General features: G+C 68.9%; 29 protein-coding genes. 10 read left to right on the top strand and 19 right to left on the bottom strand.

Annotation, left to right across the window (positions count from 1 at the left end; genetic code table 11):
- Window positions 1-2 precede the first annotated feature (2 nt).
- Window positions 3-1,181, top strand: coding sequence for a glutathionylspermidine synthase family protein (locus C1933_RS19015; protein ID WP_108754512.1), 1,179 nt, complete (start codon window positions 3-5; stop codon window positions 1,179-1,181).
- Window positions 1,181-1,858 carry a hypothetical protein gene (locus C1933_RS19010; RefSeq protein ID WP_108754511.1) on the top strand — a complete coding sequence of 226 codons (678 nt, stop codon included), beginning with the start codon at window positions 1,181-1,183 and terminating at the stop codon, window positions 1,856-1,858. The genes C1933_RS19015 and C1933_RS19010 overlap by 1 nt, the downstream gene beginning before the upstream one ends.
- A gap of 69 nt (window positions 1,859-1,927) precedes the next feature.
- Here C1933_RS19010 and C1933_RS19005 read toward each other — a convergent pair whose 3' ends face one another.
- From C1933_RS19005 to C1933_RS18955, 10 genes are all read right to left on the bottom strand, one after another.
- Window positions 1,928-3,226 (bottom strand): DUF58 domain-containing protein, encoded by a 1,299-nt coding sequence (locus C1933_RS19005; RefSeq protein ID WP_108754510.1) that lies wholly within the window; start codon window positions 3,224-3,226, stop codon window positions 1,928-1,930.
- Complete coding sequence (locus tag C1933_RS19000; RefSeq protein WP_108751245.1) at window positions 3,223-4,209, bottom strand: MoxR family ATPase; 987 nt, start codon at window positions 4,207-4,209, stop codon at window positions 3,223-3,225. Before C1933_RS19000 ends, C1933_RS19005 begins: the two co-directional genes overlap by 4 nt.
- Window positions 4,206-5,408 (bottom strand): DUF4350 domain-containing protein, encoded by a 1,203-nt coding sequence (locus C1933_RS18995; RefSeq protein ID WP_108754509.1) that lies wholly within the window; start codon window positions 5,406-5,408, stop codon window positions 4,206-4,208. The genes C1933_RS19000 and C1933_RS18995 overlap by 4 nt, the downstream gene beginning before the upstream one ends.
- Window positions 5,405-7,012 carry a DUF4129 domain-containing protein gene (locus tag C1933_RS18990; protein WP_108754896.1) on the bottom strand — a complete coding sequence of 536 codons (1,608 nt, stop codon included), beginning with the start codon at window positions 7,010-7,012 and terminating at the stop codon, window positions 5,405-5,407. The genes C1933_RS18995 and C1933_RS18990 overlap by 4 nt, the downstream gene beginning before the upstream one ends.
- Window positions 7,002-7,994 (bottom strand): stage II sporulation protein M, encoded by a 993-nt coding sequence (locus tag C1933_RS18985; RefSeq protein ID WP_108751243.1) that lies wholly within the window; start codon window positions 7,992-7,994, stop codon window positions 7,002-7,004. Before C1933_RS18985 ends, C1933_RS18990 begins: the two co-directional genes overlap by 11 nt.
- Window positions 7,991-8,680 carry an RDD family protein gene (locus C1933_RS18980; RefSeq protein WP_108754508.1) on the bottom strand — a complete coding sequence of 230 codons (690 nt, stop codon included), beginning with the start codon at window positions 8,678-8,680 and terminating at the stop codon, window positions 7,991-7,993. The genes C1933_RS18985 and C1933_RS18980 overlap by 4 nt, the downstream gene beginning before the upstream one ends.
- 125 nt (window positions 8,681-8,805) lie before the next feature.
- Window positions 8,806-9,336 (bottom strand): gamma carbonic anhydrase family protein, encoded by a 531-nt coding sequence (locus tag C1933_RS18975; RefSeq protein WP_108754507.1) that lies wholly within the window; start codon window positions 9,334-9,336, stop codon window positions 8,806-8,808.
- Window positions 9,337-9,388: 52 nt separating this feature from the next.
- Entirely contained in the window at window positions 9,389-10,207 is an 819-nt protein-coding gene (locus C1933_RS18970) for a nucleotidyltransferase domain-containing protein (RefSeq protein ID WP_108754506.1), read from the bottom strand.
- Window positions 10,208-10,342: 135 nt separating this feature from the next.
- Window positions 10,343-12,232 carry a tRNA uridine-5-carboxymethylaminomethyl(34) synthesis enzyme MnmG gene (gene mnmG, locus C1933_RS18965; protein WP_108754505.1) on the bottom strand — a complete coding sequence of 630 codons (1,890 nt, stop codon included), beginning with the start codon at window positions 12,230-12,232 and terminating at the stop codon, window positions 10,343-10,345.
- Window positions 12,233-12,755: 523 nt separating this feature from the next.
- Window positions 12,756-13,253 (bottom strand): hypothetical protein, encoded by a 498-nt coding sequence (locus C1933_RS18955; RefSeq protein ID WP_108754504.1) that lies wholly within the window; start codon window positions 13,251-13,253, stop codon window positions 12,756-12,758.
- A gap of 158 nt (window positions 13,254-13,411) precedes the next feature.
- Here C1933_RS18955 and C1933_RS18950 point away from each other — a divergent pair, with 158 nt between their 5' ends.
- Together C1933_RS18950 and C1933_RS18945 are read left to right on the top strand one after the other, a co-directional pair.
- A complete protein-coding gene (locus C1933_RS18950; protein WP_108754503.1) occupies window positions 13,412-14,374 on the top strand; it encodes a pyridoxal-phosphate dependent enzyme in 963 nt (320 codons plus the stop codon).
- Window positions 14,359-15,003 carry a YdcF family protein gene (locus tag C1933_RS18945; RefSeq protein ID WP_164275080.1) on the top strand — a complete coding sequence of 215 codons (645 nt, stop codon included), beginning with the start codon at window positions 14,359-14,361 and terminating at the stop codon, window positions 15,001-15,003. The genes C1933_RS18950 and C1933_RS18945 overlap by 16 nt, the downstream gene beginning before the upstream one ends.
- A 107-nt stretch (window positions 15,004-15,110) precedes the next feature.
- Here C1933_RS18945 and C1933_RS18940 read toward each other — a convergent pair whose 3' ends face one another.
- The 6 genes from C1933_RS18940 to bioB form a co-directional block, all read right to left on the bottom strand.
- Window positions 15,111-15,305, bottom strand: coding sequence for a hypothetical protein (locus C1933_RS18940; protein WP_108754502.1), 195 nt, complete (start codon window positions 15,303-15,305; stop codon window positions 15,111-15,113).
- Window positions 15,306-15,381: 76 nt separating this feature from the next.
- Window positions 15,382-16,266, bottom strand: coding sequence for a malonyl-ACP O-methyltransferase BioC (gene bioC / locus C1933_RS18935; RefSeq protein ID WP_108754501.1), 885 nt, complete (start codon window positions 16,264-16,266; stop codon window positions 15,382-15,384).
- A 12-nt stretch (window positions 16,267-16,278) separates the two neighbouring features.
- Window positions 16,279-17,058 carry an SDR family oxidoreductase gene (locus C1933_RS18930; protein WP_108754500.1) on the bottom strand — a complete coding sequence of 260 codons (780 nt, stop codon included), beginning with the start codon at window positions 17,056-17,058 and terminating at the stop codon, window positions 16,279-16,281.
- 29 nt (window positions 17,059-17,087) lie between these two features.
- Window positions 17,088-17,867, bottom strand: coding sequence for a pimeloyl-ACP methyl ester esterase BioH (gene bioH, locus C1933_RS18925; protein WP_108754499.1), 780 nt, complete (start codon window positions 17,865-17,867; stop codon window positions 17,088-17,090).
- Between the two features lie 17 nt (window positions 17,868-17,884).
- The gene (bioF, locus tag C1933_RS18920) at window positions 17,885-19,123 is read right to left on the bottom strand and encodes an 8-amino-7-oxononanoate synthase (protein ID WP_108754498.1); all 1,239 of its coding nucleotides are present in this window, start codon (window positions 19,121-19,123) and stop codon (window positions 17,885-17,887) included.
- Window positions 19,124-19,190: 67 nt separating this feature from the next.
- Window positions 19,191-20,222 carry a biotin synthase BioB gene (gene bioB, locus C1933_RS18915; protein WP_108754497.1) on the bottom strand — a complete coding sequence of 344 codons (1,032 nt, stop codon included), beginning with the start codon at window positions 20,220-20,222 and terminating at the stop codon, window positions 19,191-19,193.
- Between the two features lie 158 nt (window positions 20,223-20,380).
- On the opposite strand from bioB, the gene C1933_RS18910 reads away from it, so the two are divergent.
- The 3 genes from C1933_RS18910 to C1933_RS18900 all read left to right on the top strand — a co-directional run bounded on the left by C1933_RS18910 (window position 20,381) and on the right by C1933_RS18900 (window position 21,740).
- A complete protein-coding gene (locus C1933_RS18910) occupies window positions 20,381-20,689 on the top strand; it encodes a hypothetical protein (RefSeq protein WP_108754496.1) in 309 nt (102 codons plus the stop codon).
- A 54-nt stretch (window positions 20,690-20,743) separates the two neighbouring features.
- Complete coding sequence (locus C1933_RS18905) at window positions 20,744-21,289, top strand: CbrC family protein (RefSeq protein WP_108754495.1); 546 nt, start codon at window positions 20,744-20,746, stop codon at window positions 21,287-21,289.
- A gap of 61 nt (window positions 21,290-21,350) precedes the next feature.
- On the top strand, window positions 21,351-21,740 hold the full coding sequence (locus C1933_RS18900) for a hypothetical protein (RefSeq protein WP_108754494.1): 390 nt from the start codon (window positions 21,351-21,353) through the stop codon (window positions 21,738-21,740).
- Between the two features lie 76 nt (window positions 21,741-21,816).
- Here the strand turns inward: C1933_RS18900 and C1933_RS18895 are convergent, their stop codons facing one another.
- Window positions 21,817-22,377, bottom strand: coding sequence for a hypothetical protein (locus tag C1933_RS18895; protein ID WP_108754493.1), 561 nt, complete (start codon window positions 22,375-22,377; stop codon window positions 21,817-21,819).
- 141 nt (window positions 22,378-22,518) lie between these two features.
- On the bottom strand, window positions 22,519-23,268 hold the full coding sequence (locus C1933_RS18890) for an SDR family oxidoreductase (protein ID WP_108754492.1): 750 nt from the start codon (window positions 23,266-23,268) through the stop codon (window positions 22,519-22,521).
- A 127-nt stretch (window positions 23,269-23,395) separates the two neighbouring features.
- Here C1933_RS18890 and C1933_RS18885 point away from each other — a divergent pair, with 127 nt between their 5' ends.
- Window positions 23,396-24,301, top strand: coding sequence for a LysR family transcriptional regulator (locus C1933_RS18885; protein WP_108754491.1), 906 nt, complete (start codon window positions 23,396-23,398; stop codon window positions 24,299-24,301).
- A 26-nt stretch (window positions 24,302-24,327) separates the two neighbouring features.
- Here the strand turns inward: C1933_RS18885 and C1933_RS18880 are convergent, their stop codons facing one another.
- Window positions 24,328-24,954: a DNA-3-methyladenine glycosylase gene (locus tag C1933_RS18880; RefSeq protein WP_108754490.1), complete on the bottom strand. Its 627-nt coding sequence runs from the start codon at window positions 24,952-24,954 to the stop codon at window positions 24,328-24,330.
- Between the two features lie 170 nt (window positions 24,955-25,124).
- Between C1933_RS18880 and C1933_RS18875 the strand changes: the two genes are divergently transcribed.
- Entirely contained in the window at window positions 25,125-25,823 is a 699-nt protein-coding gene (locus C1933_RS18875; protein WP_108754895.1) for a ComF family protein, read from the top strand.
- A gap of 186 nt (window positions 25,824-26,009) precedes the next feature.
- Window positions 26,010-26,570, top strand: a complete 561-nt coding sequence (locus C1933_RS18870) for a DUF308 domain-containing protein (protein WP_108754489.1) — start codon at window positions 26,010-26,012, stop codon at window positions 26,568-26,570.
- Window positions 26,571-26,856 lie beyond the last annotated feature (286 nt).

Raw genomic sequence — 26,856 nt, 5'->3', positions numbered from 1 at the left:
CCATGCAGCGTATCCAGATTGCCGAGCGCGCCCATTGGCGGGCGCGCGCGGAGGAAGCCGGTTTCCGCTTCCACACCATCGACGGCCAGCCGTACTGGGACGAGCGCGCGTACTACGCCTTCACCCTGCGCCAGATCGAACAGGACATCGAAGACCCCAGCGCCGAGCTGCACCAGATGGCGCTGGACCTCGTGGGCGATGTGATCGCCAGCGAGCGCCTGATGGACCAGTTGGCCATTCCGGCGCACTACCGCGACTGGATTGCCGAGAGCTGGCGCCAGCGCCAGCCGCACCTGTACGGGCGCCTGGACCTGGCCTACGACGGCACCGGCCCGGCCAAGCTGTACGAACTGAACTACGACACACCCACCTCGCTGTTCGAGGCCAGCTTCTTCCAGTGGCAGTGGCTGGAAGACCAGCGCAATGCCGGCCGCCTGCCGCAGCACGCCGACCAATTCAATGGCATGCACGAGGCACTGGTCGAGCGCTTCGGCGAACTGGCCGGGCAGTTGCCGCCGCCGTTGTTCTTCAGCGCGGTGGGCAGTTCCGAAGAAGACCGCGGCACGGTCGATTACCTGCGCGATTGCGCGTCGCAGGCCGGCCTGCATGGCCAGGCCATCGCCATCGAGGATATCGGCCTGTCCGAGGACGGTCGCTTCACCGCGCTGGATGACACGGTGATCGGCACGCTGTTCAAGCTGTACCCGCTGGAAGACCTGATGGCCGAGGAATTCGGTCGCGCGCTGCCCGGTTCGGGCATCCAGCTGCTGGAACCGGCGTGGAAGGCGGTGCTGAGCAACAAGGGCATCCTGCCGCTGCTGTGGCAGCGCAACGTGGGCCACCCGAACCTGCTGGAAGCGCATTTCGACGACGGCAGCGCGCTGGCCTCGGGCTGGGTACGCAAGCCGCTGTTCTCGCGCGAAGGCGCCAACATCGAAATGCACCTGGCCGATGGCAGCACCCAGCGCAGCGACGGTCCGTACGAAGGGCCGGCGATCATCCAGCGCGCGCATCCGCTTACCCGTTTCGACGGCGGTTACCCGCTGATCGGCAGCTGGGTGATCGGCGACCACGCCTGCGGCATCGGCATCCGCGAGGATGACAGCGCGATTACCCGCGACAGTGCGCGCTTCGTGCCGCACGCGATCGTGGACGAGGCGCCGACGCGGATCTACGTCTGATGGCGGTGCGGCGCAACCGCGATCTGCGGCCGGCGCCGCTGCCCGGTCGCCACCTGGACGATGGCCATGGCCTGTGGCGGTATGCAGACCGCGTGGCCGTGCGCTGCCATCGTTGCGATACCCCGGGCTGGGTGGTGGGGCGGTCTGCAGCAGCGCGTTTCCGCTGTCTGGGCTGCAGCCTGGCGCTGGACGGTGGCAGCGGCAACGCCGGTGCCTGCACCTGTGGTCGTTGCAGCGCGGGCGATTGGGTTGGGCCGGTTCGCTACAGCGGGCATCGCGCCTGCGGCCACTGTGGGCACAAGTGGGTGAGCGCCGCGTTGTATCGCGCCCGTGCTGCGGCGCCGGTGCGCACCTTGATGGGGGATTGCGGCCAGTGTGGGCGCAGCAGTGAAGTGCCGGTGACCTTGTCGCGGGTGCGTGCGCACGAGGCTATCGACCCGCATCTGGGGCTGCCGCTGCGGCTGGTGGAAAAGACGGCTGCCGGGGTGCTGTGGGCGTACAACGAAGCCCACCTGCAGGCCTTGCATGCATTTGCCGTGGCGCCGCTGCGCGAGCGCGCGGGCGTGGCCAATGCCTCGATGTTTTCACGCCTTCCGCAGTGGATGAAGCTGGCCCGTAACCGCGTGCTGCTGCAGCGTGCGGTGAAGCGGTTGCAACGGCGATTGCTGCAGGGGTGATGCCAAGCTTGGTCGGCGCTGTGGGTTGTGTGCCAACCAAGGTTGGCACCTACCAGAGCGGTGTGGCGGTCACAGCAGGCCTTCGCGCTTCACCGACAGGTAGCGTTCCACCAGGGCGGCGGGCAGGGCGTCGGCGGTGACGTCCAGCACCATCACTTTTTCGGCACGCAGGGCGTCGTGGGCCTGCGCGCGCTGTTGCAGGTACAGCGCGGTGGCGCCGGCCTGGGCGGCTTCTTCCAGCGTGTTCACTTCGCCGTCCAGCACCGCTTCCAGCTCGCGTTCGCGCAGGCTGGCCACGCACACCAGGTGGCGGCGCTGCAGCAGGCGCACGGCGGCCAGCAGGTCTTCGATATCTTCATCGCGCACGTTGCTGACCAGCATCACCAGTGCGCGCCGCTGCTGGCGCAGCGATACCTCGGTGGCGGCGGCCAGGTAGTCGGTGGCCACCGGCTGCGGCTGCAGGTCGTAGCTGGCGCGCAGCAGGTGCTGCACCGTGCCCATGCCACGCTGCGGGGCCACCCAGCGGCGCTCGCCGCCAGCGGCGAACAGGCCCACCGCATCGCCCTGGCGCAGGGCCAGGTAGGCCACCACCAGCGATGCATTCAAGGCATGGTCGAAGTGCGAAAGCCCGCCCTCGCTGGCCAGCATGCGCCGGCCACTGTCCAGCATCAGCAGCAGCTGCTGGTTCTTCTCGTCCTGGTACTCGCGCGAGATCAGCTTGCGCGCGCGTGCGGTGGCCTTCCAGTCCAGCTGGCGCAGGCTGTCGCCGGTGCGGTACTCGCGCATCTGGTGGAAGTCGGTGCCTTCGCCACGGCGGCGTTTCACGTGTGCGCCCACCAGGCGCGATGCCTGGTCGGCACTGAACAGGGCGAAGCGGGTGAGCGGCACGAAGTTCGGGTAGACCCGCACCTCCAGCGCCGGCGGCAGCGTGCGCTGCTGCCACCACAGCCGCCACGGCGAACGCAGGCGCAGGTGCACGCCATCGAAGCGGTAGCGCCCGCGCTGCGGCGGCTGCACGTGGTAGTGCAGGGTGCTGGCATGCCCAGCGCGAAGCTGCAGCCGCTGCGGCAGGTCTTCCACCGGCCAGCCGCCAGGCGCCAGGTCGAACACCTGCACGTACTGCGCGCGCGCGGCCTGCAGGCGCAGGCCCACCTGGCGGCGCACGCCCAGGGCCAGCGCTTCGGGCACCTGCCGTTGCACCTGCGGCGACGGCTGCCGGGCCACCCGCCAGGCATCCAGCAGGGCCAGCAGCAACACCGCCAGCCCCATCGCCGCCCAGCTCCAGCGCGGCAGCAGGCCGCCCAGCACCGTGCCGCCCAGCGCAGCCCAGGCCAGCAGCACAGCCAGCAGCAGCGGCGCAGGCCTCATCGGCGCGGTGCTTCCACCTTGGCCAGCAGGGCGCCCAGCACGTCGTCCGGGCCCTGGCCTTCAATCTGCAGTTCCGGAGCCAGCGCAATGCGATGGCGCAGGGCAGGGCGTGCGATGTCGCGCACATCGTCGGGGGTGACGAAATCGCGCCCGGCCAGCACCGCCTGCGCGCGTGCGGCACGTACCAGGGCAATGCTGCCGCGCGGGCCGGCGCCAACCGCGATACCCGGCCAGGACCGGCTGGCGGCGACGATGCGCACGGCGTAATCAATCACTTCATCGTCCACGGTGATCGCCGCCGTGGCCTGCTGCAGCGCCAGCAGTTCGCCGGCGCCGAGCACGCGCGGCACCTGGCTCAGGTCGAAATCGCTGGCGGCACGGCCGTGGGTGATCGCCGCCACCATGCGCTTCTCATCGTCCAGCTGCGGGTAGTCGATCAGCACCTTCAGCAGGAAACGGTCCAGCTGCGCTTCCGGCAGCGGGTAGGTGCCTTCCTGTTCCAGCGGGTTCTGCGTGGCCAGCGCCATGAACGGCGGCGCCAGGGTGAACGCCTTGCCTTCGATGGTCACCTGGCCTTCCTGCATCACCTCCAGCAGGGCCGACTGGGTCTTGGCCGGCGCACGATTGATTTCGTCGGCCAGCAGCAGGTTGGTGAACACCGGGCCGCGACGGATCCGGAAGCTTTCGCTCTTCGGGTCGTACACCGCGTGGCCGCTCACATCGCTGGGCATCAGGTCCGGGGTGAACTGCACGCGCCCGTAATCCAGTTCCAGCGCCTGTGCCAAGGCGCGCACCAGCAGGGTCTTGCCCAGCCCGGGCACGCCTTCGATCAGCACATGGCCGCCGGCCAGCAGGGCCACCAGGATCTGGTCCAACACATCGCTCTGGCCGATGAAGGCACGGCCTACCGCTTCGCGGATGGCATCGACGCGTTCAATCAGGCGGGCGGCAGCGGCGGACGGAAGCTCAGGGGCATCGGTCATAGCAGGGATCTCATCTGGAGCAGCAAGCGGATGCGCTCGCGCAGGGCGGAGGAATCGTTGGCGGCAGGCACGGTCATCGCGCTGGCCACGCGTGTAACCGGCCAGCGCAGCAGTTCGGCAATGGCATGGTCGCGCGCGCTGCCGTCCAGCGCGGCGGCCACCGGCGCGCGCAGGCGCAGCCGGTGCAGGAACAGCGCCTGCACCGCGCGGTACAGATGTGGCCCCTGGCCGAAGCGCAGCAGCAGTTCGCCGCTGGCGCGCACGTGTTCCAGCAGCGAGCGGCGTGCCACCACCGGCGAAGGTTGCGCACTGCCCAGGCGCTGCGAGCGCGCCCACAGCCAGCCCAGGATCGCCAGCAGCAGCGGCAGCCACACCGGCCAGCCCTGCAGCACGATACGCGCGAACAGCGTGGGCGGGCGCTTGCCGTAGACCAGCCAGACCGTGCCACGGCCATAGTTCGGGTCCAGCAGGTAGCGGGTCAGGTCGCGATGGGACAGGTCATGCAGGCCATCGCGCAGGCGTTCGCCGGCATTCAACACGCGACGTTCCGTGTTGGTACCTGCGCCGGTGCCGCGCATGAATTCCATGTCGGCCAGCACATCGATGCGGCCTTTGCCGTGGCGCAGTCGCGCGAACACCAGGTCGCCGTCGTTGCCCCAGCGCCGTTCGGCAGTGGCGGCGGCGCGGAAGCCCAGCGAGAAACGGCGGCCTTTGCAGAACTCCACGTGGTCGGGATCATCGGCCACGTGGAAGCGCTGGCATCGGCTGTCGTGGAACAGGCTGTCCACGCCGATGCGGTCCAGCAGCGGACCTTGCGTGGTGCTGGTGGTGTCCTTGCGCCGGGCGGTGGCCGGTGGTGGCGTGCGCAGCAGCAGATGACCACCTTCGCCCACCCAGTCCAGCAGGGCCTGCGCGGTATGCGGCGCCAGATCGCGGGTGTCCTGCAGCAGCACCAGGGTATCGCGCGGGGCCAGCGCCATGTCGCGCAACTGCAGCTGCTGCCGTGTCTGCACCTGCAGGCCGTCGGCACGCAGCGCCTGGCCCAGCACGTACAGCGGGTTGAAGCTGGCCTCGCCCTGCGGCGGCAGCACCAGGGTCTGGCTGACCTTTTCGTGGGTGCGCAGGAACAGGATCGTCAGCGGCACGCCGAGCACGATCAGCGCGCCGAGCAGCAGCGACCAGAACAGGCGCGGCTTCATGCCTGCCACCGGAACTGCTGCTGCAGCGCAGCCGACAGTGCGTCGAAATCACTGCGGGCGGGCAGGCGACCGCCGTAGGCGGCGAACTGCCACATGCGCACGATGCGCGCGAACAGCTCGCGGTCACTGGCTTCGGGCATGCGCCGCGAGGCGCGCAGGCACTGCGCTTCGGTGGCGCCAGGCGGCAGCACCACGCCGCTGCGGTCCACCACGGTGCCCACGCTGGCGCGATACAGCAGGGCCAGCGCCTGGCGCGGGCGGCCGTCGTCCCACAGCCGTGCGGCCTGGGTGGCCACGTCCGGCGGCAGGATGTCAGGCAGCACGATGCTGTCTTCGCGGATGGCCGGTGCCGTTCCACCCTTGCGCCGACCGCTGCCGCGCAGCCACGGCAGCCACAGCCGCGCGGTCAGCAGCAGCACCAGCACCAGCAATCCCAGGCCACCCCACAGGCCCCACTCGGCCACGCGTGCCACCCAGCGGCGTGCATCCTGGCGGGCCTTGCGCGCGCGCTCAGCGTCGGTGTCCGGCTGCAGTTCCTTCTTTTCCTTCTTTTCCGCGTCGTCGCGGTCGATCGGTTGCCACTGGCTGACCTCGCGCAGCGGCCGCTGCAGCGGATCTTCGTAGGCACGGTTCACCGCCTGGCGGAAGCCGGCGGTGTCCACCGGCGCATCGCCGAAGATCACCTCCGGGGTGTTGGCCGGATCCTGCGCGGCGCTGGGGCGCTTGCGGGTGGGCTTGTCGCTCTGCTCCGTCGCGGCCGTGGCCGGGCGGGCATCGCCGTCCTGCGCGTGCGCCGGTGCCAGCGGCAACGCCAGGCACAGCAGCAGCACCAGCGACGACGCGGCCGGCAGCAGCCGCTCACGCAGCCGGCGCAAGGCCATTTCCACGTCCCAGGCTTCCATTTCCGTGCGCCGGTTCAGATACAGCCCGAAGCCAGCGCCGACGTACAGCGGGCCGATCAGCGCCGACGCCAGCCAGCACAGCAGGTTGAACACCAACAGCGCCCACGGCGGTGGCGCCACGCGCAGCATGTCCCACGCCGCACGCCACGAGTCGGGCAGCAGATCCAGCGGAATGAACAGGAACGCCGAGGCGATCGCGCCCAGCACCAGCACCAGTTCGAAGCCCAGGCACAGGCAGCACAGGATCAGGGCCGCGCCGCCCGCGCCGGACACCACCGCGCGCCGCCGTGGCCCGCGCTGCTCCGGTGCATTGCCTTCCAGCAGGTTCACCGGCAGGCACAGGCTGCGCAGCCCACTGAAGCGGCGCCAGCCCAGGTAACCCCAGAAGCCGCTGTTGCCCCACTGCCGCTGCGCACGCAGCGCCGCACGTGGCGCCACCTGTTCGCCGAAGATGCCGCGCGAGAGCACATACAGCGGCGCGCGCTCGAACAGCGGCTTGCACCACCACATCAGCAGCCAGGCCCAGCCGAACGCATCCAGCCACCAGGCCAGCGCATTGAACAGCACGAACAGCGGTGCGCTGGCCAGCAGCCAGCTGCCCCACACGCTGCGTGCGTGGCGGCGGGCCAAGGCCATGCCCAGCTCCATCGCCTCCCAACTGCTGCGGGCGCGCAGCGCGACGTTCAGATGTTCAATCCGCACGACTGCCCCCACGCCCACCGCGCCACAGCCACAGCAGCACGCCGGCCCACAACACGCCGGCCACGCTGAACTTCAGCCAGGCCGGAATATCGGCAATGGACGACCAGAAGGCTTCCACGAAGGCGGCCAGCAGCAGCATGAAGGCCACGCCCAGGCACAGGCGTGCGCCGATGCGACCGCCTTCCACCAGCGCGTCCACGCGGCGCTGCCGGCCCGGTGCGAGCAGGCGCATGCCCAACTGCAGGCCCGCACCGCCGGCAATCACGATGGCAGTCAGTTCGAAGGCGGCATGCCCGACCACGAAGCGCCAGAACGGATCGCCGTGGCCGATCTGCTGCAGGTGGCCGGCCACCGCACCGATGGTGACCCCGTTGAACAGCAGCACCAGCAGCGTACCCAGCCCGGCCAGCAGGCCGCTGGCGAAGGTGCGCAAGGCAATGCCGATGTTGTTCAGGATGTAGTAGCCGAACATCATCCAGTCGGTACCGCTGTCGCGGCCCAGGCGGTCGGCCGAGGGGTCGTACATGCGTTCCATGCTGGCAATCTGCGCGTTGTCCATCAGCAGGTACACGCTGTCCGGGTGCCACTGCACCAGCACGAAGCAGGCGATGGCCGGCACCGCGAACATGGCCAGCGCCGCCCACATGCTGCGCGCCTGGCTGCGCACCAGCAGCGGGAAATCGGCCACCAGGAATTCCAGCGCACGCCGCCAGCGCGTGGGCGGCGTGCGGTACAGCACGTCGTGGCCCTGTTGCATCAGGCCTTGCAGGCGCTGCACCAGCTGCGGGCTGTAGCCGCGCTCGCGGGCCAGGGCCAGTTGCTGGCACAGCCGCCGGTAGCGCTGGGCAAAGGCGGTATCGCCGGGGTCTGCACTGCCCACGGCAGCGCGGCGCCGGCGCAGCAGACCCGCGCGCTGCTGCAGCCACTGTTCCAGCGCATGCCATTCCTGCTGGTGGCGGGCGACGAACTGTTCCTGCTTCATCGCCGGCCCAGCAGCCAGTTGGCCATGGCGTACAGGCGCAGCACACCCACCTGGCCGTTGGCGCCGGTAAGCGGCTGGGCCAACCCGGCCAGTTCCTGCTGGCGTGCCGGCGACAGCCGCGGCGCGCGTTCGGCGAAGGCCATCACGGCGGTCTGTTCTTCCGGCCGCAGCGGCTGCGCCGGGGCCAGCACGCTGTCGATGGTGACCGGCGGCGGCAGGTAGAACGGCGGCGCGTGCACCACCACGGTGCCGGCCACCAGATCACCCAAGCGCCGCCCATGCGGATCGAACAGGCAGCTGACCAGGCCCAGCGCGTAGGCGAAGGGCAGCATGTCCACGGTGCGCAGCAGGTTGCGGGTGACCGCGCCGGCCCAGCCCAGCGGCGCGCCATCGCGCATCACCACGCGCAGGCCCAGCGCACGCTTGCCGGGGGTGCGGCCCCACAGCGCTTCGCAGACGATGGGGTAGGCCCACATCAGCAGGAACATGATGGCCAGATAGATGCCGCGGCCGAACTCTTCCAGCAGCGCCAGCGGAATGGCCAGCACGAAGCCGGTGCCCACGCGGATGCCCAGGTCGATCAGCCAGGCCAGCGCACGCGGCATCGGCCCGGCGGCCGGCAACTGCAGCAGCACGCCTTCGGGCGTGACCACCTCGCGGTAGGTATCGAGCATGGACGCGGCCATCAGGGCGACGGTCGCGGGTGTGGGCGCTGGAGTCCTCTCCGGCGTGCTGCCACGGGCATGGGCGGGGTCTCGACGGTTCCTGGTCGGGCCCCGACTTTAGCAGAGCGTGGTGGCCGGCGAGAGGCTCAGCCCAAGTATTCGTTTTTCAGGCGTACGTAGTGGTCGGCCGAGTAGTGCAGCGATTCGATTTCCTTGTCGCTGAGCGTGCGTGCCGGCCGCGCCGGGTTGCCCACCCACAGTTCGCCTTCGCCCACCACCTTGCCCGGGCCGACCACCGCGCCGGCGCCGACGAAGGCGTGGCGGGCGATCTGCGCGCCGTCCAGGATGCAGGCACCCATGCCGATCAGGCTGTAATCGCCAATGCTGCAGGCGTGGATGATGCAGCCGTGGCCGACGGTCACGCCTTCGCCGACCAGGGTGGGGTAGCCGGCCTTGTTGTAGGGGCTGTGGTGGCTGACGTGGATGATGGTGCCGTCCTGCACATTGGTGCGTGCGCCGATGCGCACGTAGTTCACGTCACCACGGATCACCGTGCCCGGCCAGATCGACACGTCGTCGGCCAGTTCCACATCACCGATGACGGTGCATGCCGGGTCGATGTACACGCGTTCGCCGAGTACGGGCATCTTGTCGCGGAAAGGGCGCAGCGGGTTCATCGGTGTCTCCAGCATTCGGGGGCATTCGCGACGATGATACGCGCGCTACCGCCTATGCCGGCGCGTGTGAGGCCAGCATCTGCCGGAACAGATCATCCAGCCACGCCGCATCCCCATGCCCTGCGGGCAGTCGTGGGCCTTCGGCGCGCGCAGCCAGTTCCGTATCGATGTAATCACTGATGGCGGCAATGCGCGGCCCGGCGGCGACTTCGGCACTGGCACGCTTCACTACCAGCAGCGCATCGATGGCCTCACGCACCGGGCCGTGCGGCAGCAGCCGGTCCAGCAGGTCCTCGAAGGCCATCGGCGGCGGCGTCTGCTCGTGTTCGATCCATTGGCAGGCCAGCAGCGGGCGCAGTACGTACAGGTACTTCTTGGTGCGCACCGTGTCGCCACGCAGGTAGCCGCGATGGTTGGAACGGGCCATGTTGAAGTAGTGCCACCAGGTGCCCAGCGGCGAGTAGAAGCGTTCGGCGGCCTGCCACAGCTGGGCCACGGCAGCGTCGTCCTGCTGGTAGATGATCGGCGAGCGCAGCCATTCGATCAGGGTCGGGTTGGACTTGGACACCAGCCGCAATGCCTTGCGCAGGTCCCAGCCGCTCACGTCCAGCTCGTCGTCGATGGGCAGCTCGATCACATCGCGCTGCGCCTGGCCGGGGCCAGTGGCTTCATTGACGCTGAGGTACCACGGCTGGCGGTGCACGTAGATGAAGCGCGCATCGTAGTCGCTGTCCGGCGACGAGAAGCCCCAGCCGCGGCTACCCGATTCGCAGGCCAGCAGCACGCGCACGCCATGCGTGCGTTCGATGTCGGCCAGGGTGGAAAGGATGGCGACGCGCTTGTCCGGCGCGATGGGGTGGATGTCGTCCATGCAGAGCAGATTCGTAGAGTCGAGCTTGCTCGACTGTAACGCACGCGTGGCGCACGCATGCGTGTCGACCAAGGTCGACACCTACCAACCGGTTCCGGTAGGTGTCGACCTTGGTCGACACGCAGGCAGGGGGGATTACGCCACGCGGCCGCGGCGGGCGCGTTCCAGGTGCACCAGCAGCAGCGAGATCGCTGCCGGGGTCATGCCCGGAATACGCTGGGCCTGGCCGATGGTCTGCGGACGCACGCGTTCGAGCTTCTGCAGTGCTTCGGCCGACAGGCCGCGCACGATCGCATAGTCGAAATCCTGGGCGATCGGCGTGGCTTCATGCCGCTGCTGGCGCTCGATCTCCTCGCGCTGCCGGTCCAGGTAGCCGGCGTACTTCACGCCGATCTCCACCTGTTCGGCCACCTTGCCATCGGCCACGGCCGGGCCCAGCGACGGCACCTGCATCAACTGCGCGTAATCCAGCTCCGGGCGCTTGATCAGGTCCAGCACGTTGGTTTCGCGGCTGACCGCCACGCCCAGCGTTTCCTGCACCTCGCGGCCCAGCGCATTGGCCGGGGTGGCCCACAGCGCGCCCAGTCGCGCGCGCTCGGCGGTGACGGCGGCCTGCTTGGTTTCAAACGCGCTCCAGCGGCGGTCGTCGACCAGGCCCATCTCGCGGCCGACCGGGGTAAGTCGCTGGTCGGCGTTGTCTTCGCGCAGCTGCAGGCGGTATTCGGCGCGGCTGGTGAACATGCGGTACGGCTCGTTGGTGCCGTGGGTGATCAGGTCATCCACCAGCACGCCCAGGTAGGCCTCGTCGCGGCGCGGGCACCAGCCCTCCAGCCCGCGCACCTGGCGCGCGGCGTTCAGGCCGGCCAGCAGACCCTGCGCGGCGGCTTCTTCATAACCGGTGGTGCCGTTGATCTGGCCGGCGAAGAACAGGCCGTTCACCAGCTTGGTTTCCAGCGAGGCCTTCAAGCCGCGCGGGTCGAAGAAGTCGTATTCGATGGCGTAGCCGGGGCGGGTGATGTGCGCGTTCTGGAAGCCGACGATGCTGCGCACCATCTCCAGCTGCACGTCGAACGGCAGCGAGGTGGAAATGCCGTTGGGGTAGATCTCGACGATGCCCAGGCCTTCGGGTTCCACGAAGATCTGGTGGCTGGCCTTTTCGGCGAATCGCACCACCTTGTCTTCGATGGACGGGCAGTAGCGCGGGCCGATGCCTTCGATCTGGCCGCTGTACAGCGGCGAGCGGTGCAGCGCGTCGCGGATGATCTGGTGGGTCTGCTCGGTGGTGTGGGTGATCCAGCAGCTGACCTGCTGCGGGTGCTCATCCACCGAGCCGAGGAAGGACATGACCGGCCGCGGCGTGTCGCCGGGCTGTTCGTCCATCACGCTGTAATCGAGCGAACGGCCATCGATGCGCGGCGGCGTGCCGGTCTTCAGGCGGTCCACCTGGAACGGGCGTTCGCGCAGGCGCGCGGCCAGCGTGGTGGCCGGCGGGTCGCCCATGCGGCCGGCGGCGTACTGCGTGGGGCCGACGTGGATCTTGCCGGCCAGGAAGGTGCCGGCGGTCAGCACCACGGCCTCGGCGTCGAAGCGCAGGCCGGTCTGGGTGATCACCCCGCGCACGGCATCGCCTTCGATGACCAGGTCATCCACGGCGGCCTGGAACACGGTCAGGTTCGCCTGGCCTTCCACGATGGCGCGGATCGCCATGCGGTACAGGTTGCGGTCGGCCTGGCAGCGGGTGGCGCGCACGGCCGGGCCCTTGGAGGCGTTCAGGGTGCGCCACTGGATGCCGGCACGGTCGGCGGCGTGGGCCATGGCCCCGCCCAGCGCGTCGATCTCCTTTACCAGGTGGCCCTTGCCGATGCCGCCGATGGCCGGGTTGCAGCTCATCGCGCCCACCGTTTCGATGTTGTGGGTCAGCAGCAGGGTGCGCACGCCGGTACGGGCCGCGGCCAGCGCGGCCTCGGTGCCGGCGTGGCCGCCGCCAATGACGATGACGTCGTAACGATGGAAGGACGGGTTCATAGGGGGCAGGTCAGCAAAGGGAGCGGGCGCGCCGAAGGCGGCCAGGGTGGCGATTTTAGCGCCATTCGGCGGGGGGCGACGGGGGGCGCCCGCACGCTTGGGTGAAATCAGCCCTAAAGTTGGCAGGAAAGTTGCAGATAACCCGATAGCACCCATCGTGGCTGGCGCTCATGGCGTTGGTGACCGGATTGGAACAGGGGCCGGTACAGGCGCACGATGGGGAAGCAGGGGGCCGGTGGTCGGGGGACTGCCGGCCCCGTTTTTTTTCGGCCGAGGGTGGCGCTAGCCACGCAAGGCGTGGATCTACCGGCAGCATCAAAAACGAACGGCCCCGCAGTGCGGGGCCGTTTGTCTTGCAGAGGTGCCGACATCCGACAGGGCCGGAACAGGGGGGATCCAGATGTTCCTGTCGGATATCGACGTAGAGCGTTTGGTCACGGCCCTAACGTTTTTGTCACATTGTGACGCGGGCCGTCACCACCTGCGTAGAGTGAGGCTTGAACCGGGGGAAATGCAAGATGGTTCAGGGCTCAACTGTGCGCTGCGTCCCACGATCGAGATTGCGCCAAGGGGAACCGTTCATCCTGGGTGCGGCCGGACGCGGCGGCGGGCCGGCCGGACGCGCCGGGCGGGCTGCTGGTGCCGGACGCTGGACCGCCTGCGGCGGGCGCTGCATCGAATCCAGGTTGCGCCAGGGCGAGCCGCCGTTGTTCTCGCGGGGCGGCCGCGGCGGACGGTTCTCACCGCCATTGCCCGGGCGCGGCGGCGGGCGATGGTTGTGCGGCGGGCGGTAGATCGGCCGCGAGTAGTACGGGTTGCCATAGCCGTAATAGCCATAGCCGCCATAGCCGCCGTAGTACGGGTAGCCCGAATCGTAGGGATAGCCGTAGGGGTAGCGGTACTCCGTCGAGGGCGCACCGTGGTAGTAGCCGCCACCGCGGCCACCGCCAACGTAATCGTAGGTAGCGCAGCCGGTCAGGGCCAACATCAGGCCACCGGCAAGCAACAGGCGCAGTTTCATGTGGAGTCCCCCCAAGGACGGGTGTAGTGCCAGCTTCGGGCGCGCGCGTTGAATCGCCCCTTAATCCCGCCGGCCAGAATGAATGGCGGTGAAGGGCTGCATGCTGGCACGGCAGCCGGCATTGCCGCCAGCGCGGGGGCTTACGTTAACCTTGCGTCATGAGCGATTCACTGTTGCCGACCCCCGCAGATGTACTGGCCGCCGCAGCGCGCATTGCGCCGCATGCCCATGTGACACCGGTGCTGCGTTCGCACGCGCTGGATGCGCTGGCCGGGGCGTCGTTGGCGTTCAAGGCCGAGCACCTGCAGCGCGGCGGTGCCTTCAAGTTCCGTGGGGCATGCAATGCGGTGTGGTCGCTGCCGGAAGACCGGGCGGCGGCGGGGGTGGTGACCCATTCGTCGGGCAACCACGGCGCCGCGCTGGCGCTGGCGGCGCGCACCCGCGGCATTCCCTGCCACGTGGTGGTGCCCGAGGGCGCGGTGGCGGCCAAGCTGGCCAACATCGCCCGCCACGGCGCCACGTTGTGGCGCTGCCCGCCCACCATTGCCGACCGCGAGGCCACCTGCGCGCAGGTGCAGGCCGACACCGGCGCGACCCTGGTGCACCCGTATGCCGACCCAGCCGTGATGGCCGGGCAGGGCACAGCGACGCTGGAACTGCTGCACAGCGATGGCCCGTTCGATGTGCTGGTGGTGCCGGTGGGCGGCGGTGGCCTGGCCTGCGGCACCGCGCTGGCCCTGCAGCACGCCAGCCCGCACACCCGCCTGGTGCTGGCCGAACCGGCCGGGGCCGACGACACCGCGCGCTCGCTGGCCGCCGGTACCCGCCAGGGCCCCTTCACCCCGGACACGTTCTGCGACGGCCTGCGCACCCTGGTCGGGGTGCCCAACTTCGCCCTGCTGCAGGCCGCCGGCGCCGAGGTGATCGTGGTGGATGATGCCGCCACGCTGGCCGCCATGCGCCTGCTGTGGGAGGTGCTGAAGCAGGTGGTCGAACCGTCTTCGGCCACGGTGCTGGCCGCGGTGTTGGCGCAGCCGCAGCGGTTTGCCGGCCTGCGCGTGGGCCTGGTGCTGTCCGGTGGCAACGTGGATCTGCCGGCACTGCGCTGGGAGGCGGCGTGAGCCGCGGTCGGCACCGTGCCCGCACCGGCCTGCTGGGCTGGCTGTGGCGGCTGTTCGTGCTGGTGGTGGTGTGGTTGCTGGGCGTGACGGCGTGGATCGTCTGGGTGGGCGAGCGCGACCAGGCGGCCAAGGCCGACGCGATCATCGTGCTGGGTGCTGCGGCGTACGACGCCAAGCCGTCGCCGGTGTTCGAAGAGCGCATCCGCCATGGCCTGGATCTGTACCAGGCCGGCTATGCGCCGTTGCTGATCTTCACCGGTGGCTATGGTGGCAGCGGCGCGCGCTTTTCCGAATCACAGGTGGCGCGCCGTTATGCACTGAAGCATGGCGTGCCCGATGACGCGATCCTGATTGAAACCGCCTCGCGCAATACCGTGCAGAACCTGGTGGAAGCCAAGCGCCTGATGGAGCAGCGGCACCTGCAGCGGGTCATCATTGTCAGCGACCCGCTGCACATGGCCCGCGCGCTGCGCCTGAGCCAGGCGATGGGGATTGAAGCGCTGGCCTCGTCCACGCCCAGTACGCGCTTCCGCAGCTTCCATACCAGCTGGCGTTTCCTGCTGCAGGAAATCTACTTCTTCCACCGCGACCTGGTGCGCCCGCCGTTGAGTTCGCCGGGTAATACCTGAGCGGTTGCCGCCCGCTTCTGGTAGGTGCCGACCTTGGTCGGCACGATGTTGGCCGCAGCGCGATCTGATGGGTTGTGCCAACCAAGGTTGGCACCTACCAGAGCGGGCTACGGGTTGCCGCGGCGCGCGCCGGCCGATATCTGCATTTGGTAGGTGCCGACCTTGGTCGGCACGATGTTGGCCGCACTGCGATCTGACCGGTTGTGCCAACCAAGGTTGGCACCTACCAGAGCGGGCGGCAGGTTGCCGCGGCGCGCGCCGGCCGCTATCTGCATTTGGTAGGTGCCGACCTTGGTCGGCACGATGTTGGCCGCAGCGCGATCTGATGGGTTGTGCCAACCAAGGTTGGCACCTACCAGAGCAGGCTGCGGGCGGGCATCAGGGCTGCTTGCGGCGGATGGGGATGGCCGACACCGGTACCGAGGCGATGTCGTGGCCGCCTTCGCGGATCGGTGCGCCGGGGTCCGGTGCCCAGGCGTGGGCGTAGATCACTTCCCAGCTGCTGGGTAGCTTGCCATCGTCGCGGCGCAGGGGTTCGTAGGCCGCCGCAGCGGCGGCGAAGCGGCCGCGCCCGGTCAGGGTATGGCGACGGTCCACGCGGGCGTTGGTGGCGCCCATTGCGCGCAGCTCGCGCATCAGCGCGGGCAGGTCGTCGTAGGTCAGGGTGAACAGATCGCGGTCCAGCACCGGGTCGCGGAAGCCGGCCATCATCAGTGCATCGCCGAACTGGGCGATCTGCGCGAAGCGACTCACGTGCGGGCGGTCATCGGCGGCGGCGAACGCTTCGTTGAGCTCGATCAGCGTTTCCGGGCCGAAGGTGGAACACAGCAGCAGACCACCCGGCTTGAGCACGCGGCGGAAACCGGCAAACACCGCCGGCAGGTCGTCCAGCCACTGCAGGCAAAGGTTGCTGAAGATCACATCGACGCTGTTGTCGGCCAGCGGCAGCGCGGCGGCATCACCGCACAGGCGCTGGAACGGTTTCCACCAGCCGGCCTGGCGCTTGGCCTGGCCCAGCATTGGCAGGGCCACGTCCAAAGCGATCACCTGCGCCTTCGGCCAGCGCTTCTTCATCAGCGCGCTGGCGTGGCCGGTGCCCGAACCAATGTCCAGCACCACCGCCGGCGTGCGTGCTTCCAGGTAATCCAGCGATTCGATCAGCCGCGACTGCACTTCGCGCTGCAGGGCAGCGGCGGCGTCGTAACTGCTGGCGGCGCGGCCGAAGGCGCGGCGGACGTGGCGGGCATCGAAGTGGGACGGCATTGCGGAAGTCTCTTAGAACGTACCGGGGTAGGCGCCGCCGTCGATCAGCAGGTTCTGCCCGGTGAGGTAACCGGCCTGTGCGCTGCACAGGAAGGCGCAGGCCGCGCCGAATTCGTCCGGCGTGCCGAAGCGGCCGGCGGGGATCTGCTGGCGGCGGCGCTCGGCCACCGCCTGGGCGTCGCCATCCTGGCCCGCTGCATGGGCGAAGTTGGCGCGCAGGCGGTCGGTGTCGAACTGGCCGGGCAGCAGGTTGTTGAGGGTGACGTTGTGGCCGACCGTGCGCCGGGCCAGGCCGGCGACGAAGCCGGTCAGGCCACTGCGCGCGCCGTTGGACAACGCCAGCGTGTCGATCGGTGCCTTCACCGATGAAGAGGTGATGTTGACGATGCGGCCGAAGCCGCGCGCGATCATCGCGTCCACCGTGGCGCGGATCAGCGCGATCGGCGCCAGCATGTTGGCGTCCAGCGCGGCGATCCAGTCGTTGCGTTCAAACGTGCGGAAATCGCCGGGCGGCGGGCCACCGGCGTTGGTCACCAGAATGTCCACCTGTGGGCAGGCGGCCAGCGCCTGGGCACGGCCGGCGTCGGTGGTCACATCGGCAGCCACCGCGCGCACTTCACCCGCACCGGGCAGGGCGCGCAGTTCGTGGGCGGCGGTCTGCAGGGCGGCTTCGCCACGGGCCACGATCACCACGTTCACGCCCTCGGCCACCAGCGCACGGGCGCAGCCCAGGCCCAGCCCCTTGCTTGCGCCACATACCAGTGCCCAGCGGCCGGAAATACCCAGATCCATACGTCAGCCCTGCATCGTTCGGAAGGCGCTCATTGTCCGCCATCGGCCGGTGACAGGCCGGCAACGAAGTGTTGCAGGGCAGCGGCCACCTGATCGGCGTGGCCCAGGAACGGCGCATGGCCGCCGTGGGCGATGGTCAGTGCCTGCGCACCCGGCGCGAGTGCCGCGGCGGCCTGCATGGCGGCCGGTGACACCAGGCGGTCGCGCTGGCCGGCGATCCAGAGGCTGGGTCTGCCCAGCGCCGGCAGGGCGCCGCGCAGGTCGGTGCTTTCCAGCAGGCGCAGGCCTTCCAGCAGGGCGCGCGCGGTCGGCGCGCCACGTTCCACCAGGCGCTGGCGCAGGGTGCGCAGTTCCTCGCGGGCGTGCGCCGAGCCCATCACGTCCAGGGCCAGGAAGCGCTCCAGGGTGCCGGCGAAATCGGTCGCCAGGTCGCGCCCGAACTGCTCGAACACCGCCGGTTCCACGGCATGCGGCCAGTGATCGCCGCGTACGAAACGCGGAGTGGCCGCGATCATCGCCAGCCCGCGCACCTTGGGCAGCGTCGCCGCGGCATGCAGGGCGAACAGCCCGCCCAGTGACCAGCCGCACCACACCGCCGGCGGGGTAGCCGCGGCAATCGCGTTCACCACGTAGGGCAGGCGCAGCGGCGTGGCGTCGTCGCGGCTGTGGCCGTGGCCGGGCAGGTCCACCACGTGCAGGGTGAAGTGGTCGGCCAGGCGTTCCAGCAGCGGCGCGAACACGCCGCCCTGCAGGGCCCAGCCATGGATCAGCACCAGGTCCGGCCCGCGGCCGGTGACATCGATATGCATGCGGGGCCCTGCGTGTTTCAGGCGATGGCGCGGTCGAACGGCAGCGACGGCGGCAGCGGATCGGGGGCGCGGGCGGCGCGGCCGACCTGGTCGCGCGCGCTGGCAATGGCGTCCACCAGACCGCGCACCTGTTCGGGCGTGTGCAGCGCCGACAGGGTGACGCGCAGCCGCGCCTTGCCTTCAGGCACGGTGGGCGGGCGGATGGCGCCGACCAGCCAGCCGGCCAGTTCCAGCGCCTGCGACATCGCTACGGCGGTGTGATCGTCGCCGCACAGCAGCGGCTGGATCGGCGTTTCCGAGGCCATCACGTCCAGCCCGTGGCGGCGTGCTTCGCCGCGGAACAGGGCAATCAGATCGGTCAGGCGCTCACGCCGCCAGTGGTCGCGGCGGGCCAGGCGCACCGCTTCCAGCGCGGCGGCGGCCAGGGCCGGCGGCAGCGCCGTGGTGTAGATGTAGGGGCGTGCGGTTTCGGCCAGGTGTTCAATCAGGTCGTCGCGGCCCAGCACCAGCGCGCCGGCACCGCCCAGCGCCTTGCCCAACGTGACCAGCTGCAACGGCACATCGTCCACGCCCAGCCCGGCGCTGGCCACGGCACCACGGCCGTCGCCCAGCACGCCCACGCCGTGCGCATCGTCCACGTAGAACAGCGCCTGCTGCAGGCGCGCCACCAGGGACAGCGCACGCAGCGGCGCGATATCGCCATCCATGCTGAAGACACCATCGGTGGCCAGCATGGCCGCGCCATCGGGCGCGTGCTTGAGCTGGCGCATGGCGCCTTCCGGGTCCAGGTGCGGGTAGCGGCGCAGGCGTGCGCCGGCCAGCCGGGTGGCATCGAGCAGGCTGGCGTGGTTCAACTTGTCCTGCACGCAGACATCGTTCTCTTCGCTCAGCAGCGCCTGCTGCACGGCCAGGTTGGCGGCGAAGCCACTGCCGAACAGCAGGGCGCGCGGGTAACCCAGCCAGTCGGCCACTTCGCGTTCCAGTGCGTCGTGCAGCGCGTGGTGGCCACAGACCAGGTGCGAGGCACCGGCACCGGCGCCTTCGCGCGCGGCGGCGTCCTGCAGGGCGTTGACCACGCTGAACTGCTGGGCCAGGCCAAGGTAATCGTTGCTGCAGAAGCCGGTCAGCCAGCGCCCGTCAACTTCCAGGCGCACGCCATCGCGGCGCGACACCGTGCGCCGGGGGCGGCGACGGCCTTGGGCATCGCGCAACGCGCGCTGGGCTTGAAGGCGGGCGGACAGGTCGGGGCGGGCCATGGTGGCTACGGGCGACGACGGGGCGGCTAGGGTAGCGCGTTGCCGCGGCGGCCGCTTGTGCCCCGCATCACGCGGCGCCGGCAGGGGCACAGGCGGCGATATCGGCGTGCACGGTGCCGCCGTGGTCGTGGCCCGCGGCGTCCACCTGCACCGGCATCGGCTGCAGGCCCAGGCGCGCGAACAGGACCAGGTCGCGTTCGCTTTCCGGGTTGCCGGTGGTCAGCAGTTTTTCCCCGTAGAAGATCGAGTTGGCGCCGGCCAGGAAACACAGCGCCTGCAGTTCATCGCTCATGGCTTCGCGGCCGGCCGACAGCCGCACCATCGAACGCGGCATGACGATGCGGGCTACGGCAATCATGCGCACGAACTCGAACGGGTCCAGTTCGGCGCTGCCATGCAGCGGTGTACCGGGCACCTGCACCAGCTGATTGATGGGTACCGAATCGGGGTGGGCCGGCAACGTGGCCAGCGCCAACAGCAAGCCGATGCGCTGCGCGCGCGTTTCGCCCATGCCGACGATGCCGCCACAGCAGGTTTTCAGTCCCGCATCGCGCACGTGGCCCAGGGTATCCAGGCGGTCCTGGTACTGGCGGGTATGGATGATCGAATCGTAGTAATCCGGCGCGGTGTCCAGATTGTGGTTGTAGTAGTCCAGGCCGGCCGCTTTCAGGGCACGTGCCTGTTCGCCGCTGAGCATGCCCAGGGTGGCGCAGGTTTCCAGGCCGAGCGCCTTCACCCCGGCAATCATCGCGGCCACCTTCGGAATGTCGCGGTCCTTCGGCGAACGCCATGCGGCGCCCATGCAGAAGCGCGATGCACCGGCGGCCCTGGCCTGGCACGCCTTGGCCAGCACCGCTTCGGTGTCCATCAGCTTCTGCGCGTTCACGCCGGTGTTGTAGCGCTGCGCCTGCGGGCAGTACGCGCAGTCTTCCGGGCAGCCGCCGGTCTTTACCGACAGCAGGGTGGACACCTGCACCTGCGCTGGATCGAAATGCGCGCGATGCACGCAGGCGGCGCGGAACAGCAGTTCCGGCAGGGGCAGGTCGAACAGCGCCTGCAGTTCGTCGTGCTGCCAGTCGTGGCGGATGGCGTAGGCCATGGCGGGACCTTGGAAGGGGTGGAACGAGGGCGGCAGTGTGGGTGGGTCGGTGAAGGCTGTCAACTTAAGGTTTTGTATCGCGGTTTACAGTCGAGGGTGCAGCACGCCGCCGCCGCGGTGTAAGTTCAGGGCTGCATAGGGAGTCGCGAGCATCTGCCATGGACAGTTCCCAGACCTACCCGATCCGCCGCGATGCGGTGCTGTGCAGCCTGGCCGAACTGCCGGACGGCGGCCTGCGCGTGGTCTTGGATGATCTGCGCCAGACCGATCCGCCTGGGCACTGGAAGCACCACGTGCTGGTGACCTTCAAGGACTACCCGGCGGGGCAGCTCGATCCGTCGGCGCTGTCGAACGAGGAACTGCAGGCATTCGGCCATTACGTGCTGGTTCGCCTGCTGGCCATCAACGGTTGCCTGCCTGCCGAGGAAAGTGCTGCCGAACGCGATGCGCCGCTTGCCGGCCCGTAGCGGCCGCAGGCACGACCGCGCCGCTACACTGGGCCGCCCAGCAACGGACCTGCCATGGAACTGCCGCACTTCGCCTACCATCCCGATCCCCTTGCCACCGGCAGCGTGATCGCCGCCGATACCCCCTGCGTGTGCTGTGGGCAGGTACGCGGTTACGTCTATGCCGGGCCGGTCTACGCCGAAGACGAATACGAACAGGCGATCTGCCCCTGGTGCATTGCCGATGGGTCGGCGCATGCGCAGCTTGGCGCTACCTTCACCGATGAAGAAGGCGTGGGCGGTGGCGGTGAATGGGACGAGGTGGACGAGACGATCATCGATGAAGTGGCGCAGCGAACGCCTGGCTTCAACGGCTGGCAGCAGGAGCAATGGTGGACACACTGCGGCGATGCCGCCCAGTTCATCGGCCGCGCCGGTCGCGCCGAGATGGAAGCGCAGGGCCCGGCCGCGCTGGCCGCGATCCAGGACAGCACCGGATTGGACGATGGCCCGCAGTGGCAGCACTTCCTGGCGGCGCTGGACAAAGACGGATCACCCACGGCCTACCTGTTCCGCTGCCGGCACTGCGGCGAACTGGGCGGCTACCAGGACTGCGACTGACAGGAGCCACGCCTACATGCAGGCACGTCGATACGCTCGTGTTTCCAGATGTGCCATTGCGGTGGCAAGCGCGCTGGCCTGCCTGCTTCCGCTGCAGGGTGGGGCGCAGCAAGCGGCGACCACCGACATTCCCTACGCCACGCCCGACGCGGCCTTGATTGCCCTGCGTTCGCTGCCGCAGGTGCGCGAGCGCCAGGATAACGACTGGGTGGTGCTGCACGACCTGCAGGGCCAGGTGTTCTGGTCGGTCACCCTGCCGGGCAATGGCTGGCATCCGTCGATCGTCCGCCGGCAACTGCGCGAGCAGCAGGGCGAAGTCCGTGTCGACATGCAGGTGCGCTGCGGCGCTGCCGAGGATGACTGCGACCGCTTGGTGCAGGTGTTTCAGGCCAGCAACGAGAACCTGCGCACGGCGGCCAGGGCGATGGCCGAATCGCCGGACAAGGACTGAGCCCGACATGTGCGAAGGGCAGCCCAATCGCCTGGGGCTGTAAGCCACTACAGCCCCGGCGTGCAGCGCAGTGGCGTCAGGCCGCCTTTGCCTGCTGGCGGGCGCGTGCGCGGCGCTCGATACTGGCGGCGAACAGCGGGGTTTCGCGGCCATTGTGATTGCCGCCGTCGCGCTGGCGTGCTTCGGCCGCTTCTTCGAACGGGGTGCCGTGCTCGGCGATGAAATCCAGGAATTCCTGGGTGGGGTGGGCGACCACGCTGTTGGTGTACTCGCAGGTGTTTTCGTCGATCTTCTTCACGCTCAGCGTCCAGATCACCTGCACGCGGGTGCGCCCGTTCGGGGTGAAGGCATCGGACGTGGACACCATGCGGCACAGGCTGGGCGTGGCCACTTCGGCCACGTAGTGCTGCACCATCAGGGTCTTGCCGATCATTTCCACGTTGATGGACATGCGCGTGCCATCGTCGGTGGTGGTGCTGCCGGCGGAAATATGGTCGGGCGGGCAGCAGCGCTGGTACTCGGCTTCGGGCAGGTTGAACAGCCACTCGGCGATGTCCACCTGTTCGATCGGCAGGTTGATGATGGCGCTGTAGGCCGAGGAAGACAGCTGCTTGTCGCTGATGATGATGTCGGACATGTGCGGGCTCCGCAGTGGTGGGGGGTGTGACCACTATCGGTTGCCGCTGCGCGCAGGGCAGCCACCTGTTGGCATGGTGGCGTGCATCCATGCGGGCAGCGGCGCCATACCTAGGTATGGCGCGTGCAGCAGATTGCCCGCTTACACCTGGGCCATGCCACCGTCGACGAACAGCTCGACACCGTTGATGAAGCTGGCCGCGTCCGAAGACAGGAAGGCCACGGCATTGGCCACCTCCTGCGGCTCGCCCAGGCGTGCCAGCGGCACCTGCGCGGCCAGGTGGTCGAACAGACCCTGGCGGGCTTCATCGGGCACCAGGTCACCCAGGCCAGGGGTGCGGATCGGGCCCGGGCTGACCACGTTCACGCGGATCCTGCGGTCCTTCAGGTCCAGCGACCACGAGCGGGCAAAGTTGCGTACCGCTGCCTTGCTGGCGCTGTACACGCTGAAGTTGGCGGTGCCCTGGATCGACACGGTCGAACCGGTCAGTACGATCGAGGCGCCATCGACCAGCAGTGGCAGCGCCTTCTGCACGGTGAACAGCACGCCGCGCACGTTGGTGGCGAAGATGCGGTCGAAGTGTTCTTCGGTGATTGCCCCCAGCGGCAGCATGTCACCGCCGCCGGCATTGGCGAACAGGATGTCCAGGCGGCCGGCCTGGCGGGCAATCTGCGCGTAGACCGCGTCCAGGTCACTCGGCTGCGAGGCGTCGGCACGGATGCCAGTGGACTGCGCACCGATGCTGGCCACGGCCGCATCCAGTTCCGGCTGGCGGCGGCCGGTGATGTAGACCGTTGCGCCCAGGCGGGCCAAGTGCTGGGCGGTGGCCAGGCCGATGCCGGTGGTGCCGCCGGTGACCAGGGCGATCTTGCCGTTGAAATCAGTGTTCATGGTGTTCTCCTGTAAGGGCCGCCGGGGAGGGATGTGGCAGCGGGTGGGAGAATGATGGGTGGCCCCCGTTGTGCGATAAATAATGCGCAATGACAATGACTGTGCATGTGCGTGCATAATCAGCCGCATGAACCAGCTCAACGCCATCCATGCCTTCGCCCGCGTGGTCGAGACCGGCAGCTTCACCCGCGCCGCCGATTCACTGGACATGCCCACCACCTCGCTGAGCAAACTGGTGCGCGAACTGGAGGCGCACCTGGGCGTGCGGCTGCTGCAGCGGACCACGCGCCGGGTGGCGGTGACCGCCGAAGGCCAGACGTACTACGAGAAGGCCGGCCGCCTGCTGCGCGACCTGCAGGATGTCGATGCTTCGTTCAGTGCGGCACGCGGGACGCCGCGCGGCATGTTGCGCGTGGACATCGGCGGTTCCACCGCGCGTGACGTGCTGATTCCGCTGCTGCCGGCGTTCATGGCGCGCTACCCGGACATCCGCATCGAGCTGGGCGTGTCCGACCGCACGGTGAACCTGATCGGCGAGAACGTGGATTGTGTGATCCGCGGCGGTGCGCTGGATGACTCATCGCTGGTCGCACGCCATCTGGGCGACGCGCGCCTGATCACCTGCGCCAGCCCGGCCTATCTGAAGGCGCATGGGGTGCCGGCGTATCCGGAAGAACTGCGCAATGGCCACCGCTTGATCAGCTATCTGCTGCCGTCGAACGGGCGCGCCGTGCCGTTCCGGTTCCGTGGCCCCGACGGTGCCTTCGAGATCAAGGCCGAGCACCGCCTGGGCATCAACGAAAGCAATGGCCATCTGGCCGCCGCGGTGGCGGGGCTGGGCCTGGTGCAGACCTTCGGTTATGCCGCAGCTTCCGCGCTGCAGAGCAAGGCGCTGGTGGAGGTGCTGCAGCCGTGGCGGCCGGCGGCCTACCCCTTCCATGTGGTGTACCCCGATAACCGCCATGTCAGTCCGCGGCTGCGGGTGTTCATCGATTGGCTGGTGGAGGTGATGCCGCCGTTGCTGGGGGTCTAGCGACCCGCCATACCGGCAGCGCAGCGTCAGCTGCGTCGCGGCCGCACGGACACGTGGGGGTGGTCGGGAACATGCCAGCGCCACGGGAAGTCCACGGCGCGGCTGATGCCGATGCGCGGTCCCACCACGGGCGATGCCGGCGGTGGCGTGCCGTCGGAGGCGATGACGATGCCGCGGTCGGCGCCGACCAGGTCCGCACCATCCAGATCGCGGGTAATGCCGAATGCCTGGGAAAGCTTGCCGGGGCCGCTGGCCAGATCGCGCTCGCGCCTGGCCGCAGGCCGCGCCGCGTGCATGGCCGCCACACCGGCCACGGGTTCGGCCGCCCTCAGCAGTACGCCGACGCCTTCGCCGACTTCCCCACACACCGCGTTGCTGCCCCAGTGCATGCCATAGGTGAAGTACACATAGAGATGACCGGCCTCGCCGAACATCGTGGCGTTGCGCGCGGTCTGCCCTCGATACGAGTGTGCGGCCGGGTCTTCGCTGCCGGCATAGGCTTCGACTTCCACGATGCGCGCGGCGCGCCCGTCATCACGCACGAGCAGCTTGTTCAACAACTGCGGCGCAACCAGGGTGGGATGGCGCCGATAGAAATCGCGCGGCAGCACGTTCCAATGGGAAGGAAGCCAATGGGGGGGTGTGCCCGGCATCTGTGTTGGTGCTGACATGTCATTGCATAGGCTGCGCGATGGCCATCACGCTAATCCGTCGTATGTGCAGTGCACGTGTCGGCTTGCGTGCGGCGCAGCGGTCAATCCTTACCGAACGGTGCAGCAGCGACTGATAGCGGCCTGACGGCGCTGCGAGCATGTTCAAGCGCATGCACCTACGACGATTCCACAACGTCCTTACCCGCGTTGCACGACAGACACTGCAGCTGCTGCTTCCGCTGCGTTGCCTGGTCTGCAGCGAGCCCGGCCACGATGGCTTGGATCTGTGCGCCGCCTGCCTTGACGATATCCCCTGGTCAGGCCGCGCCTGCCACCGCTGCGCGCTGCCGCTGCCCGATACCGCGCTGCCGGTGTGCGGTACCTGCCGCGACGAACCGCCGCCGCAGACGGCCACGCACGCCAGCCTGTTGTACCTGCCGCCGGTGGATCAGTTGCTGCTGCGCTTCAAGTTCCACCACGACCTGGCGGCCGGGCGACTGCTGGCCCAGCTTATGCTGCGCCATCCACCGGCGTGGACCTGTCCGCCGCTGGCACCGGTGCCGCTGCATCGCCGCCGCCTGCGCCAGCGCGGCTACAACCAGGCCGGGGAGCTGTGCAGGTTTCTGCAGCAGCCAGTGTGGCGCGGGCTGTACCGCCGCCGCCATACCGCGCCGCAGTCAGAGCGCAGTGCCGAACAGCGCAGGGACAACCTGTTCGATGCGTTCGACGTGCGCGGGCCGGTGCCGGCGCGGGTGACGCTGGTGGATGACGTGATGACCACCGGCAGCACGATGCTTGAGATTGCCGAAACGCTGAAGCTGGTGGGCGTGGGCGAAGTGCGCGCGTGGGTCTGCGCGCGGGTGCCGTGAGCGTGCCCACAGTGATGGATGCCGGTAGAGTCGACTGTCAGTCGACTATCGCGCGCAGCGCGGGGTTTTTCGGGAAGTCGACCAACGGTCGACTCTACCCAGCAGGTCTGTGCGCGGATGCCATGACGGTGTCGTCATCGGTTCTGGCGCTAGGATGCAGGCTGGATCCTGATCGAAGGAGTGGTCATGCTGTCTCCGGACTCGTCCCGCCCGTCGCTGGTGTCGGCCATTGGCCGCAGCTGGCCGATCCTGTTGCTGTACGGCGTGGTTGCGCTGGGGTTCGGCATCACTGCGGTGGGCTGGCCGCTGTCGGCGGCCACTGCGCTGGCCTGGGTGCTGGGCGTGATGGCCATTGCCGAAGGGGTGATCAGTCTACTGGCGCTGATCACTGGCGGCAGTGGCGCACCGCGCGGCTGGCTGCTGCTTTACGCGCTGGCGTCGCTTGGTTTTGGCGTACTGGCAATCATCAATCCGCTGGCCACGGCCAGCGTGCTGGTGCTGCTGCTGGCCGTGTGGCTGCTGGTGGCCGGGCTGTACCGCATCGTGTTCGCCATTCGTGTGCGCAAGCAGATCCAGGGCGAGTGGCTGCTGATACTCAGTGGCGTGCTGGCCGTGGTGCTGGGCGTGCTGCTGGCCGCCAATCCGGTGACAGGCCTGGCGGTCACCACACTGTGGATCGGCATTGGCAGCCTGGTGTATGGGGTGTTGCAGATCGTGGTGGCATTGAAGCTGCGCAAGCTGACGTAGCGTCGAGCTTGCTCGACGGCTGTTGGAGGGTCGACCAAGGTCGACCGCTACCAGGCAAAGCGGATCCCGGTAGAGTCGAGCTTGCTCGACTGCAGTTCGCGGCAAGCCCGCGCGGCGCGCGATGGTCGACCAAGGTCGACCGCTACCAAGCAAAGCGGTGCCCGGTAGAGTCGAGCTTGCTCGACTGCAGTTCGCGGCAAGCCCGCGCGGCGCGCGATGGTCGACCAAGGTCGACCGCTACCAAGCAAAGCGGTGCCCGGTAGAGTCGAGGTTGCTCGACTGCAGT

Source organism: Stenotrophomonas sp. ZAC14D2_NAIMI4_6, from assembly GCF_003086875.1.
Taxonomy (GTDB): domain Bacteria; phylum Pseudomonadota; class Gammaproteobacteria; order Xanthomonadales; family Xanthomonadaceae; genus Stenotrophomonas.
This window is presented reverse-complemented; position numbering and strand designations above follow the sequence as displayed.